General features: G+C 69.5%; 10 protein-coding genes. 5 read left to right on the forward strand and 5 right to left on the reverse strand.

The window, feature by feature from the left end; all coding sequences use genetic code 11:
• Positions 1–28: 28 nt before the first annotated feature.
• Both L0U85_RS03240 and L0U85_RS03245 read right to left on the reverse strand, forming a co-directional pair.
• Complete coding sequence (locus tag L0U85_RS03240; RefSeq protein WP_241376270.1) at positions 29–649, reverse strand: response regulator transcription factor; 621 nt, start codon at positions 647–649, stop codon at positions 29–31.
• Positions 642–1,763 (reverse strand): GAF domain-containing sensor histidine kinase, encoded by a 1,122-nt coding sequence (locus tag L0U85_RS03245; RefSeq protein WP_241376272.1) that lies wholly within the window; start codon positions 1,761–1,763, stop codon positions 642–644. Before L0U85_RS03245 ends, L0U85_RS03240 begins: the two co-directional genes overlap by 8 nt.
• Before the next feature lie 123 nt (positions 1,764–1,886).
• On the opposite strand from L0U85_RS03245, the gene L0U85_RS03250 reads away from it, so the two are divergent.
• The 3 genes from L0U85_RS03250 to L0U85_RS03260 are packed head-to-tail and all read left to right on the forward strand — an operon-like array spanning position 1,887 to position 4,782.
• A complete protein-coding gene (locus L0U85_RS03250; protein ID WP_241376273.1) occupies positions 1,887–2,591 on the forward strand; it encodes an SDR family oxidoreductase in 705 nt (234 codons plus the stop codon).
• Positions 2,588–3,598, forward strand: a complete 1,011-nt coding sequence (locus L0U85_RS03255) for an S-adenosylmethionine:tRNA ribosyltransferase-isomerase (protein WP_241376274.1) — start codon at positions 2,588–2,590, stop codon at positions 3,596–3,598. Before L0U85_RS03250 ends, L0U85_RS03255 begins: the two co-directional genes overlap by 4 nt.
• Positions 3,595–4,782 (forward strand): MFS transporter, encoded by a 1,188-nt coding sequence (locus tag L0U85_RS03260; RefSeq protein WP_241376275.1) that lies wholly within the window; start codon positions 3,595–3,597, stop codon positions 4,780–4,782. The genes L0U85_RS03255 and L0U85_RS03260 overlap by 4 nt, the downstream gene beginning before the upstream one ends.
• On the opposite strand, the gene L0U85_RS03265 is transcribed toward L0U85_RS03260, so the two are convergent.
• A complete protein-coding gene (locus L0U85_RS03265; RefSeq protein WP_241376276.1) occupies positions 4,764–5,594 on the reverse strand; it encodes an SDR family oxidoreductase in 831 nt (276 codons plus the stop codon). The two genes, L0U85_RS03260 and L0U85_RS03265, sit on opposite strands and share 19 nt — an antisense overlap.
• 434 nt (positions 5,595–6,028) lie before the next feature.
• Here L0U85_RS03265 and L0U85_RS03270 point away from each other — a divergent pair, with 434 nt between their 5' ends.
• Positions 6,029–6,790: a response regulator transcription factor gene (locus L0U85_RS03270; RefSeq protein WP_241376277.1), complete on the forward strand. Its 762-nt coding sequence runs from the start codon at positions 6,029–6,031 to the stop codon at positions 6,788–6,790.
• A gap of 3 nt (positions 6,791–6,793) precedes the next feature.
• Complete coding sequence (locus L0U85_RS03275; RefSeq protein WP_241376278.1) at positions 6,794–8,170, forward strand: ATP-binding protein; 1,377 nt, start codon at positions 6,794–6,796, stop codon at positions 8,168–8,170.
• A gap of 125 nt (positions 8,171–8,295) precedes the next feature.
• On the opposite strand, the gene L0U85_RS03280 is transcribed toward L0U85_RS03275, so the two are convergent.
• Positions 8,296–10,530 carry a hypothetical protein gene (locus L0U85_RS03280; protein WP_241376279.1) on the reverse strand — a complete coding sequence of 745 codons (2,235 nt, stop codon included), beginning with the start codon at positions 10,528–10,530 and terminating at the stop codon, positions 8,296–8,298.
• A gap of 183 nt (positions 10,531–10,713) precedes the next feature.
• Positions 10,714–13,266, reverse strand: a complete 2,553-nt coding sequence (locus L0U85_RS03285) for a rhamnogalacturonan lyase (protein WP_241376280.1) — start codon at positions 13,264–13,266, stop codon at positions 10,714–10,716.
• Positions 13,267–13,338 lie beyond the last annotated feature (72 nt).

The following is a 13,338-nucleotide window of genomic DNA, read 5'->3' on the forward strand; positions in this document are numbered from 1 at the left end:
CACGCTTCGTGAATCTTCAATAGACGGTTCAACCGATGCCGTGGCGGACGGCCCACAAGGCCGCCTGGGTCCGGTCGGCCGCGTCGATGCGGCGGAGCAGGTTCGTCACGTGCGTCTTCACCGTCTTCTCGGAGACCCCCAGCGCCCTTGAGATCTGGCGGTTCGTCTGCCCCTTGGCGATCAGGCCCAGCACCTGCCGCTCGCGCGGCGTCAGCGACGGCGCGGCGGCGCCCGAGCCACCTGCCATGAGCCCTCGCATCGCCGCGGGCGCCAGGAGCGCCTGTCCGGCGTGGACGGTCCGGATGGCGGCCGCCAGCGCGTCGGGATCAATGTCCTTGTAAACGAATCCGGCCGCGCCCGCCTCGATCGCCGCGGGCACTCGCTCGCCGTCGGTGGCCGATGTCAGGACGATGATCCGGGGCGCGCCCTCGTCGAGGCGCTCCAGCACACTCTGGCCGTCGACTCCGGGCATCTTGAGGTCGAGGAGCACCACGTCCGGTTCGGATGCGGCGATTGCCTCCAGCGCCTCCTCGCCGTCCCCGGCCTCGCCGACGACCTCGAAATCCGCTTCGAGCTGGAGGTAGGCGCGCAACCCCTGCCTGACCACGGGGTGGTCGTCGACGAGCAGGAGTCGGATCAGGTCAGTCACGGTTCAGCTCCAAGGTGACGACGGTGCCATCGCCCGATGCGGTGGCGACGTCGAGCGAGCCGCCGAGGGCCTTGGCCCGCTCGCGCATCGACAGCAGGCCGAGCCCGCGTGTGGCGGCTTCGTCGGCGTCGAAGCCCTCCCCGTCGTCAGCGACGCTGATGCGCTCGGCGTCGACCGTGACCTCGACGCGGCGGGCGCGGGCGTGCCGGAAGGCGTTCCCGAGGGCCTCTTGGACGAGCCGGAGCACTTCCACCTCCTGTTCGCGGGACAGGTCGACCGGTGCGTTCACGGTGAAGACCACGTCGGTGTCGTGGAGCCTGTCGAGCAGGGCTGCGTGGCGGCGCAGCGTCTCGACTAGGCCGTGGGCGTCGAGGTCGGCCGGGCGCAGTTCGACGATGACCGCTCGCAGCTCGGCGATGGCGTCGGCCGCGAGCGTCTCGACCTCGTCGAGCCGTTCGGACGCGGCGGCCGGGTCGGTGTCGACCAGTCTCGCGGCCGCCCTCGTCGACAGGCGCAGCGAGAACAGGCGCTGCATGACCGCGTCGTGGAGTTCGCGGGCGAGCCGGTTGCGTTCCTCGACGACGGTCAGCTCCCGGCTGCGCTCGTAGAGGCGCGCGTTGGTGAGCGCGATGGCCGCGTGCGAGGCGATGAGCTCGATCAGCTCGGTGTCGGCCTCGCTGAAACCGGGCTTGCCGAGGTCGTTGGTGAGCACCACGATTCCCAGCGTCCGCTCACCGTCGCGGATGGGGACGCCGAGCAGCGCCGCCATCTTGGGGTGGGCCTTGGGCCACCACTGGTAGCGCGGGTCGCGGCGCAGGTCCGGCAGGCGGATCGGCTCGGACTCGGTGAGGATCGCCGCGAGCATCCCGTGCTGGCGGGGCAGCGGCCCGATCTCCAGGCGCTGCTCTTCGCTGATGCCGTCGGTGATGAACTCGGCGAAGCCGCCGGCCTCGTCGGGGATGCCGATGGCGGCGTAGTCGGCGCCGACCAGGCGCCGCGCCGAGGACACGATCACCTCCAGCACCTGCGAGACCGACAGGTGGCGGGTGATCGCGCCGACTGCGGCCGACAACTCGTGCAGCAGTGCCGTGGAGTCGGAACGGGAAGCGGTCACGCCCTCAAACCTAGTCGAGTCCGGCGCCCGCGCACTCGGACGCTGGTCTTAAGACCACCGCAGTGGGACCACCGCGACTTCAGCCGGATGTGCGACGCCGCCCGCGGCCATAGCGTCATAGCCATGAACACCAACGAATCTCGCACCGCCGTCATCACCGGCGCTTCGGCCGGACTCGGCGAAGCGCTCGCCGAGCAGCTGGCCGGGCGCGGCTGGAACCTGATCCTCACCGCCCGCGGCGAAGAGCGCCTGGCGAAGGTCGCCGAGCGGCTCGACGCGAGGCACCTCGCCGGGAACCTGGCCTGGGATCGGGCCCACCGCGAACGACTCATCGCTCTGGCCGAGGGCCGGGTCGACCTGCTCGTCAACAACGCCTCCACGCTCGGCGAGCTGCCGATGCGGCGGCTCGCCGAAGCGGACCTGGAGGTCTGGCCCGAGGTGTACGAGCTGAACGTGCGCGTCCCGCTCCACCTGGCGCAGCTCGCCCTCCCGTCGTTGCGGGAACAAGGCGGCGCGATCGTGAACATCACCTCCGACGCGGCCACCGGTCCCTATGAGACCTGGGGCGCCTACGGGTCGTCGAAGGCCGCGCTCGATCAGCTCTCGAACGTGCTCGCCGCGGAGGAACCCGACGTGCGGGTCTGGGCGATCGACCCCGGCGAGATGCACACCCGGATGCTCGCGGACGCGGTCGGCGAGGAGGAGTCGGCGCAGGCGCCCCCGCCGTCGGAGGCCGCCGCGCTCATCGCCGCGATCATCGAATCCCGCCCGGCCGGCGGCCGTATCGAGGCCCGGTATTTCGAACCACCCCGAGGAGCCCAGGAATGAGCACGACGTCGACCTTCCCCTTCGCGTTCGCGCTGGACGCCGCCCTGGAGGCGAACCAGCCCGCCGAGGTGCGCGGATCCTCCCGCTCGGATGTGCGGATGCTCGTGACCGACAAGGCCGCCGGACGCATAGCGCATCACCGGTTCGACGACCTCCCCGCGCTGATCCGCCCCGGCGACCTGCTCGTCGTGAACAACTCCACGACGCTGCCGGCGTCGGTGCCGACCAAGCACGGGTGGCGGATGCACTTCTCCTCGACCCGCCCTGACGGCTCCTGGCTGGTGGAGCTCCGCGACGGTCCGCGCCCCTACCTGGGCGAGGTCCCCGACCGCGTCGTCCACCTCCCCGGCGGCGTCAAGCTCCAACTGGAAGAGCGTTTCGGCAGGCGGCTGTGGGCGACCCGGCCGCCGGTGGACTCCGTCCCCGAATACCTGGCGCGCCACGGCAAGCCGATCCGCTACTCCTACATCGACCGCGACTGGCCGCTGTCGGCCTACCAGACCGCGTTCGCGACCGTCCCGGGATCGGCCGAGATGCCCAGCGCCGCAAGGCCCTTCACGCCGGAGCTCGTGACGCGCCTGGTGTCGGCGGGGGTGGCGATAGCCCCGATCACACTGCACACCGGGGTGGCGTCCCTCGAAAGCGACGAGGACCCCTACCCCGAGTGGTTCGAGGTCGGCGAGTTCACCGCGCGTGTGGTGAACTCCGTCAAGGCCTCCGGCGGCAGGGTCATCGCGGTCGGCACGACGGCGGTGCGCGCCTTGGAGAGTGCCGTGGACGGCGGCGCCGTCGCCGCGGCCTGGGGCCACACCGACCGGATCGTCTCCTCGGCCGACCCGCCGGTGGTCGTCGACGGCCTACTCACCGGCTTCCACGAGCCGCGTTCGACGCACCTGTCGATGCTGGAGGCACTGTTCGACACCGAGCTGCTGCGCGAGTCCTACGCCGCCGCCATCGAGGCGCGCTACCTGTGGCACGAGTTCGGCGACGTCCATCTCATCGCATGAGGGACGCGCGGCGCCTGTGGCGCGTCAGCGCAGGAACGGTGGCGGCGGCCTGGATGCTCCAGATCGCCGTCACCGTCCACGTGCTCGGTGCCGCTTCGGCTTCCGCTCTGGCGGTGACGGTCCTGTGCGGGACCGCCCCTATGCTGCTGCTCATGCCGGTGGCCGGGGCGGTGGCCGACCGCTTCGACGTCCGCCGGACCGCGCTCGCCTCAACGGCCGGGCAGGTGGTGTGCCTCGCCGCGGCGGCCATCGCGATCGCCTACGCCTCGCTGCCGGCCCTGACCGGCGTCTACGCGCTCCAGGGCATGACGGCGGCGTTCTGGACGCCGCTGCGGCAGCGGTGGCTCTACTCCGTCGTCGCTGTCGAGGACCGCGCCAAGGCCAACGCCTCCCTGGGCTCGCTCAGCGGTGTCATGACCTTGGCCGGCGCGATCGGTGGCGGACTGCTGTCATCGGTGAGCCCGACCCTCGCGGCGGCCGCGGCCTCGCTGCTGGCGGCGCTGGCATTCGGGCAGCTGGCGCTGATCCCCCGGCCCGCGGGAGGCCGCGCCGCTCCCGCGCGGACGTCGACACTGTGGTCAGACCTGCGCGAAGGTTTGCGCGCCGCCCGGGACCTCCCTTTGGCCCGGTCCGTGATCTGGGCGGGCATCGCCTGGGGTTTCATCGGCGGCGGCTACACCGTAATGCTGGCCGCGCAGGTCACCGACGGACTGCGCGGCGGTCCGGTCGTCCTCGGGATCATGTTCGCCGCGGACGGCCTCGCCATCATCGCCGGGACGTTGCTCGCGGGCCGCCTCCGACCCCGTGCTCATCTGCCGGTGTGGGCGGTCGGCTACGTCGTCCAAGGCCTCCCGTGGGCAGCGCTGTTCCTCGCCCCGAATCTGCCGGCGGCGTTCGCGTGCCTGGCGCTCATGCGCCTGGCGAGCGGCTGCATCATCGGCCTGGACAACACGATTCTGCTGGCGACGGTCCCCGACGAGCTGCGAGGCCGCATCGCCTCGGTCCACCACGCCACCTACAGCGCCGTCGGGCGCCTGTCGCTGGCCGCGATCGGCGGCGCGTTGAGCCTGGTCGGCCTGTCGACCGTCGGTGTCGTGACGGGTCTGGTGTCGGCGACCATCGGCGCGGCCTGGTGGTGCGCCTCAGGTCGCCGCGCGCGCGGCGCCTACCTGGGGTCGACGTAGATGTCGGGCTGGAACTCGGTCTGTCCGGGTACGACCGCGTATCCGGACAGGTCGGTGACGCCCTCGGCCGCCAGGACGTCTTCGACGAGCACCGCGTTGCCGGTGTAGGCGTCCGGGGATTTCCGGAGGATCGCCAGGGCGGCGTCGGCGACGATCTCGGGCTTGCGGCTGCGCTCGATCATGGGCGTGCCTCCGAGCGCGAACTCGACCGCGGCGGTGGCGATCGTGGTGGCCGGCCACAGGCAGTTGGCGGCGACGCCGGGCTCGGTGCCGGCCGCGCCGAGGGTCATGATCGTCATGCCGTACTTGGTGGCCGTGTAGGGGCCGCCGTCGAACCACTTCGGGTCGGTCGCCAGCGGCGGGGCGATGGTGAGCAGGTGGGCGTGGTCGGACTCGCGCAGGTGCGGCAGAGCGGCCGAGAGGGTGGCGAAGGTACCGCGCAGGTTGACCTGCGAGATGAGGTCGAATCTCTTGAGGCTCATCTCGCCGACGGGGGTGAGGTCGAGAGCGGAGGCGTTGTTGACGCAGATGTCGAGCCCGCCGAATTCGGAGGCGGCGCGGTCGACGGCCTCGGTGACGGCTTCGGCGTCGCGCAGGTCGCCGATGATCGGGAGGGCCTGCCCGCCGGCCTTCTCGACCTCGGCAGCGGTCTCGTATACGGTGCCGGGGAGTTTCGGGTGCGGCTCGCCGGTCTTGGCGAACACCGCCACCTTGGCTCCGGCCGCGCCGAGCGCGACGGCGATGGCCTTGCCGATGCCGCGGCTGGCGCCGGTGACGAACGCGGCGCGCCCGGCGAGGGGACGATTGTTCACGGCTGGCTCCATTGCTCTGCCTCCAGGTCTGTCGGTTGAAACCGAATCCTACTAATGGGTAACTTACAGGTCGACGGACCACAGCGCCACCCCGACACGGGCTTGAGTCAAGCGACCTCCGGCTGGAACCGGGGGCCCTGACTCCCGGCGCGACCGTTGCTTGAGCTTCTCTTGGGCTGCAACTCCGGCCCGCGCCCGCGCCATCCGCTTGCGGTAGCGTTCCAGGGCCTTGCCTTGGAAACTCACTGCATCAGCATTGGTGGCGAGATCGACGATCCCCGGTCGACCCCGATTCGGGAAACCAGCTGAACGAAAGCTGTGAGCCGGTGCGGAAGTGGTGTGGAAACAGGCGCGGCCCCTGTCGGCAGCCGGTGCCCTGAAATAGGCTGGGCTCGCAACCGAATGCAGGCAGAGTCAGCGACAAGGAGCGGTGGATGTCTTCGACAAGTGGGCCCGCCGGAGCCACACCCCCCGAGGTGCCGCTCCGGTCGGACGGGTCTGCGGCGCGGCTCCTCGTCGTGGACGATGAAGAGAGCTTGGCGGACCTGCTGGTCGAAGCCCTCTCCTTCCAGGGCTACGACGTCGCCTCGGCCCCCTCGGGCGCCGAAGCGCTCGCCGCGGTCGACACCTCGCGGCCGGACCTGATCATCCTCGACGTCAACATGCCCGGGCTCGACGGCTTCGCCGTCGCCGATCGCCTGCGCTCGACCGGCGACAAGACCCCGATCATCTTCCTGACCGCCCGCACCGCACCAGACGACCTGCGCGAGGGCTTCGGGAGCGGCGGCGACGACTACTTGATGAAGCCGTTCCGGCTCGAAGAGCTGTCGCTGCGGGTCTCGGCGGTCCTGCGCCGCACGCTCGGCACCGATGCCGGCAATCCGCGCACCGACGACACCGTGACCGTCGCCGACCTCTCACTCGACCTCGCCGCACACCAGGTGACGCGGGGCGGCAAGACGGTCGACCTGTCCCCCACCGAGTTCCGCCTGCTGCGGTACCTGGCCGCGAACGCCGGACGCGTAGTATCCAAACAGGAGTTGCTGAAGCAGGTGTGGGGCTATGACTTCGACACCGAGTCGAGTCTTGCCGAGACGTACGTGTTCTACCTGCGCCGCAAGATCGACAAGCTCGGGCCGCGGCTCATCCACACCGTCAGGGGCGTCGGCTACATGCTGCGCCCGCCGCAGGAGTAGGCCGTGGCGATCCGCACCAAGATCGCGGCGGCGATGGCGGTCCTGCTCATCGTCGCGGTGGGCATCATCGGCTTCGTGACGGTCAAGACGGTGTCCGACCACCTGTTCGGCCAGGTCGACTACCGGATCGAGGAGTATGTCTCGCACCTGGCCGAGCCGCCCCAGGGCAATCAGACCGAGGACTTCGGCTACTCGGACTTCGCCCTGCTGATCTACGACGAGTCCGGCGAGCTCTTCCTGGTCCATCGCGCGGGCTATATCGGCGACCCGTATTCACTGCCCGACGTGCCCACGGTGCCGGACGACGACGGCTTCTTCAATGTCGAAGGCGTCGACGGCGACACGACCTACCGCGCCGTCACCACGCACGACGAGTTCATCGTCCAGGGCAGGCCCGTCGACATCGTGATCGCCACGCCGATCGACGACGTGGAGGCGACAATCGGGACCCTGAACCGCACGGTGATCGTCACCGGCGCGTTCGTAGGCGCCCTCGGCATCGCCGTCGCGTGGATCATCACCCGCCGCGGCATGCGTCCGGTCGACCGGATGGTCGCCGACGCCGAGACCGTGGCCTCCGGCCGGCTCGACCACCGAATCACGCCCGCCGACCAGCGCACCGAGATGGGCCGGCTCTCCTCGGCGCTCAACTGGATGGTGTCGCGACTGACCGAGGCGATCTCTGAAAGGGACCGCCAACACGAGCGGCTGCGGCAGTTCGTCGCAGACGCCGGACACGAGCTGCGCACGCCGCTGACCGCGATCGGCGGCTACGTGCAGCTCTACCAGTCCGGGGCAGCCGCCGAGGGCGAGAAGCTCGACCGGGCCATGGACCGCATCGGCTCGGAGAACGCCCGGCTCGCCAAGCTCGTCGACGACCTCATGGTGCTCTCCCGCCTCGACGAGGAGGTCGGCGGCGACCGCGAGCTCGTGGAACTCGTCCAACTCGCGCAGGACGCGGTCGACGACGCCGAGGTGGCCGACCCCGACCACTCGGTCGCGCTGCGCGCCGACGAGCCGATCACTGTGGTCGCCAACGAAGGCCAGCTGCGGCAGGTCCTGGTCAACCTGCTGTCCAACGCCCGCGTCCACACCCCGGCGGGCACGCACGTCGACGTCTCCGTCGAAAGCGACGACGCATGGGCGGTCCTCAAGGTCACAGACCATGGGCCCGGCATCCCCGAGGATCACCGCCGGAGGATCTTCGACCGGTTCTACCGGGCCGACCCGTCACGCTCGCGCGCCACAGGCGGCTCGGGCCTCGGACTGTCCATCGTGACCTCGATCGTCGCCGGGCATGGCGGCGAACTGCGCCTGGAGAGCACTGAGGGCGAGGGCACCACTATCGAAGTGCGAATCCCGAAGGCGCAGCTCGAATAGCGATCGCTCAGCCTCAACGCCTCAGCCCAGGTCCCTCGCGCGAGCGCCAGGAGATTCCAGCAGTCGTCACGCGAACAGAAGGGGGCGGGCCCTGCGGGCCCGCCCCCTTCGCGCATTCGACAGCGCTACCAGAGCCTGATCGTCACGACCTCGGGATCGTGGTCGGAGACTCCGTAGCGGCCGTACTCCGGCTCCTCACCGAAGGCGGAGGCGTCGGCGGGGTAGTCGGAGTTGATGTGGGCGCTGGTCGCGTCGGTGATCTTCCAAAGCAGCGCGGGCGAGGCCCACAGCTGGTCGAGGGTCTGGGCCTGACCGTTGAACGTGTAGCCGTAGGCGGCCTCCGGGTGCTGCCACAGCGCCCGGTCGTACAGGTTCCACAGGCCCGAGTCCTCATAGAGCACCGCGAGCTGGTCCGACGGACCGGTCCAGTCACCGGTGATCGTCTCCCCCTCGGCGTACGGGTCGTCCGGGCGAGGGAAGACGTTCAGGTCGCCGCCGGCGAGCACCTTGGCCCAACGGTTCTCGTCGAGGATGGCATCGCTGATCGCGGCCAGGTAGGCGGCCTGCTCGGTGCGGTGCAGCACCCGCCGGTCGGGACCTGACGAGAAGTGGTTGTTCACCAGGAAGATCTCGGTCCGCCTGTGACCACCCTTGAGGACGAACTCGGCCACCTGCGCGGGGCGACTGAACACGTCCCCGCCGTCGCAGGCTCGGGGACCGGAGCTCGTGCACTGGGAGAGCACGTCCTCGGGCAGGGCCGCGTTGAACGCCTTCGGATTCTCGACGTCGGCGTTGATCTCGTCGGCCTCGGTCGGGTAGTCGACCTGCGGGTCAGCGCCGAAGATCGCGTCCTTCGACTTGACCTTCGCCAGTTCGGCCTTGTCTGCCTGGTACAGGAAACCGGTCATGATGCCGCGGCTGTCGGACGCGTCGAGGTCTCCCGCGGCGGTGTAGAGCGGGCCGCCGCTCTCGGCGATGACCAGCCCGAGCTCCTGCAGCGAGTCCGGCTGCCCGTCGGCGAACCCGTTGGCCTCGCCTGAGTTCTCCAGGTCGCAGACCAGGCGGTCGGCGCCGAGGTCGGCATCGGCGGTCCACTCGGGATTGACCGAGCAGACGTCCTGGGACTCGCCCTCCTGGGTCATGATGATGGTCGGGCTGTGGAGGTCCTCGATGATCTGGGCCGCCTCGCGCTCCATCCGTTCCTGGTACTCCTCGTGGGAGGCCGGGACGTAGTTGAACGGCGGATCGACGTCGCCCTCGGGGTCGTCGGCGTCGACGCAGCCGGTGTCGGTCTCGAAGTCGCAGCCCGAGTTCGGGTCGTTCCGGTAGTCGTAGAGGTTCTCGATGTTGTAGGAGGCGATGGCCGCCTCCTTCCAGCCGGGGGCCTCGACCGGGTTGTTCTCGGCCGGCTCCAGTCCGCCTTCGAGAGCGAGGTTCTCGGCGATCTCGACGGCGTACTTGCCGAACGAGAGGTAGACCCCGCCGGTGGCTTCCTCGGTGATGACGTCGAAGGTCTTGGCCGGGGCGATGACCGTGTCCAATTCGCCTTCGGTGGCGCGGATGCCCAGGTCGCCCATGACGAACAGGTAGCCGTTGCCGTCGTCGAACGTCGCGGGGTCGGTGTCGAGCGGGTGGGCGTCGCGGAAGGCGCGGGCCGCGTAGCCGTCCTGCCCGGCGGCCACGGCGTCGCCGCGCATGGCCCAGACCTCGCCGCCGGAGGAGTAGACGTCGCGTCCGGCGGTGACGACCGAGTCGGCCGGGACGGTCATCTGCATGCCCAGGTGGCGGCGGAAGTAGACCTTCGACTCGTCGGCGTCGTTCGGCGGGTCGACCTCGACGGACTCGACGACCTCGTGGGGGTCGAGCCCGGTCTCGACCACGTCGTAGACGAAGGCCGAGCCGCCGCTGAACTGGACGTTGCCGAAGTAGGTGCCGACCCTGGCGCGCAGGACGACCTCGTCGCCGACGGTCACGTCCCAGCGGGAGCCGAGCTCCTCCTCCGCCGGGGAGTCGAAGGCGGTGCGCAGGCTGTCGAAGGATCCGTTGTAGACGAAGATCCCGTCGGAGGAGTTCGGGTCGCCGTCGGTGGCGTCGGCGCGCTCCTGAACGAAGAAGCCGCGGGCTCCGTCCGGGTCGAGCGTCTCCTGGGTGACCACGCCCTGGACGAGGACCGTCTGGTTGTGCAGGGGCGAGCGGAAGTCGGTCTCGCCGTCGCCGATCGAGCCTTGAACCTCACCGATGTGGATGATCTCGGGTTCATCGGCGTGGGCCTGAGAGGTGAAGGTCAGCCCGGCGATGCCGACCGCTGCTGCGCCTGCCGCAGCGGTCGCTATCCGGGCTCTCCGTCGGAGGGAGGACACGAAGAGGTGCTCCAATGCTGTTGTCGGGAGATGGGGCCACCTTCACTCAAGCGCATCGATGGGACGTCCGCGAGACATGAAGGTGAATTCCTCGTATCATCCTATGTCTCGTGGCGGCGGCGCACAATGGCCTCCACGGCGAAGGCGGGGTCCCCCTGAGGGAACCCCGCCCGCCTCATGTCGTCACCGCAGCTGCTCGATCAACTGCCGGGCCTGGTGGGCGAGGACCGGTCCGGGCTCGCCGTCGACCCGATCGGCCATGGCGGCGAAACCCTCCAGGAACCTGATCGCCTGCGAGGCCTTGCCCTTCTCCAAGTGCCACTCGGCCGTGGCGAGCTTGGCGTGGAGCACGAAGTACTCCCAGCGGGCGAGGTCGCCCTTGTAGGACTTCAGCGTGCCCTTGAGCTCGTCCAGTGTGCCCGGGGCGTGGAAGTCGGGGACGGCGACGTCCGCGAAGTCCATGTCCGAGGCCATGTAGAAGCTCGTGTACTGCGGCTGGTTGTAGGTGGTCTGCTGCGTCGCAACACCGACCCGGTACTGGGGGTCGTGCATGAGCGTGTACAGCTTGTGGTCGGTGACCTCGGTGGAGAGGTAGACCCGCACGGCCGAGGAGTCCTCGGTGCGGACCAGCATCTCCTCGCGCCAGTCGCCGAAGACGTCGGCGACCAGGCCCGGGTTGCCCTTGGTCCAGTTGTTGGTCAGGGTCCCGGTGGCCTCCAGGACCACACCGTCCTGCCAGTCGCTGATCTTAGGCGTCTCGAGCACATCGGTGGCCGCGCCGGAGATGATCTGCGTGGTCAGGTCTCCCGACCAGCGGATGCTCATGTTGGTGCCCGGCGTGGCGCCCTCGATCGGATCACCGGAGGCTGTGAACAGGCCTTCGGGGTTGCCGTCCTGGCCGGGAGGCAGCGAGGCCCAGACCTCGAGCCCCTCGATCTCGGGGTCGATGTCGCCGGCCATGCCGCGGCCCGTGTCGCGGCCGGAGTAGTCGCCCCACAGGACTTCGCCGGTGGCGGCGTCGCGCATCGCGTAGCCGTAGGGGGCCCAGGGGCCGCCCTCGAAGACTGAGAAGATCTCCAGGCCTTCGCGGCTCGGGTCCAAGTCGCCCAGGTGGTGCGCGTCGCCGTGTCCGAGCTTGACGTACTCCCCTTCGACGTTCGAGCCCTCGGGGCCGTAGGCGTAGGAGGAGTACAGGAGCGAGCCGTCGTCGTCAAGCGCCGCGGCGCCGTAGATGATCTCCTGTTTGCCGTCGCCGTCGACGTCGGCCGCCCCCAGCGAGTGGTTGCCCTGCGTGGTGAGGGTGCCCCATTCGGGGTCGGGTCCTTCGACGCCGTGCGGCCCGTCGTTGAACGGGTTGGACAGCGGGGCGTGGCCGGAGTCGGCGAGCCAGCGCAGGCTCAGCTCCTTGCCGTCCCAGTCGATGGCCGCGATGGTGGTTCGCGTGTAGTAGCCGCGGGCGAAGATCGCCGAGGCGTGCTCGCCGTCGAGGTAGGCGACGGCCGACAGGAACCGGTCGACTCGGTTGCCCGGCTCGATGCGCGACATGGCGTAGTCGCCCCACAGGAGGCCGTCGTCGCCGCGCTCGACCGGATAGTCGATGGTGTCCATTTCGAGGCCGGTGGCGCCGTCGAAGACCGTCAGGTACTCCGGACCGGAGATGACGAAGCCCTCGAAGTCACGGAGCTGATTCCGGCCCGACCGCGACGGCGCGTAGACGTCGATGAAGTGGTCGGCGAGGCTCTCCGCATCCTCTTGGGACAGCGGGTACTCGAAGTCGAACTCGTCGTCGGCGCCGAGCGCCGCCTCGATCGTTGCGGGCCAGTCGCCGTTCACGACCTCGGGATGCTCGTGCCAGCCCAGGAACACGCCGACCAGGTGGTCGTAGTAGTCCTCGGCGCTGTAGACGTAGTCGTCCTCGTGCGTCACACCGGCGTCGACATCGTCCTCGGGCAGCGTGATGAACGATTCCTCGTCCGCCGCATAGGAGGTGGTCTTGGTGCCGGGGGCTGTCTTCATCATGATCTCGGAGACGCCGTCACCGTCGAAGTCGTAGACGTCGAACTGGGTGTAGTGCGCGCCGGCCCGGATGTTGACGCCGAGGTCGATGCGCCAGAGCAGCTCGCCTTCGAGCGTGTAGGCGTCGAGGTACACCGGACCGGTGTAGCCGACCTGGGAGACGTCCTTCGAATTCGTGGGGTCCCACTTGACGACGTACTCGTATCGGCCGTCGCCGGTGAGGTCCCCGACGCTGATGTCGTTGGCCCGGTAGCTGTAGGCCTCTCCAGCCGGAGTGACGCCGTCGGCGGGCTTCTCCATCGGGATGTCGATGTACGACTCCGACCAGGGACTCACCGTATCGGAGAAGTCCACCTCCTCCCCGTCAACCATGGCGACGACCTGGTACTCGGCGTCCTCACCCTCGGCGTCGAGGTAGTTCGTGCTGTCCGAGACCGAGGCGATGAGTTCGCCGTCCCGGTAGACGTTGAAGTCGGCGCCGGTCAGACCTGAATCGTTATAACCGGACACTTCATCAGCAAGCAGGCGCCAGCTGAGGAAGACGCCGTCCTCGGTACGTGCCGCGACGAGGCCCCGGTCGAGGTTTTCGAGCTGGATACCGGTGCCCTGGCCACCAGCGGGCTTGTCGTGTCCGTGAGCGGCGACGGCGAAGCCGGCACCGGCCACGGAGGCGGCGAGCGCCACCGCCGTAACGCGGGTGAGCTTATTGGGAGGACTCATCTAAGGGGGGCTCCTTGCGTTCGTACGAGGCCAGCCGGAGCGCGCCAAACAGAGCGTACGGGGGTCACGCGA

The organism is Glycomyces sp. L485 (assembly GCF_022548875.1).
Classification (GTDB): domain Bacteria; phylum Actinomycetota; class Actinomycetes; order Mycobacteriales; family Micromonosporaceae; genus Glycomyces.

Coding starts and splice junctions, on each gene's coding strand:
- L0U85_RS03255 (WP_241376274.1), top strand. CDS start 2,588: ATGAGCACGACGTCGACCTTCCCCTTCGCGTTCGCGCTGGACGCCGCC.
- L0U85_RS03250 (WP_241376273.1), top strand. CDS start 1,887: ATGAACACCAACGAATCTCGCACCGCCGTCATCACCGGCGCTTCGGCC.
- L0U85_RS03270 (WP_241376277.1), top strand. CDS start 6,029: ATGTCTTCGACAAGTGGGCCCGCCGGAGCCACACCCCCCGAGGTGCCG.
- L0U85_RS03260 (WP_241376275.1), top strand. CDS start 3,595: ATGAGGGACGCGCGGCGCCTGTGGCGCGTCAGCGCAGGAACGGTGGCG.
- L0U85_RS03285 (WP_241376280.1), bottom strand. CDS start 13,266: ATGAGTCCTCCCAATAAGCTCACCCGCGTTACGGCGGTGGCGCTCGCC.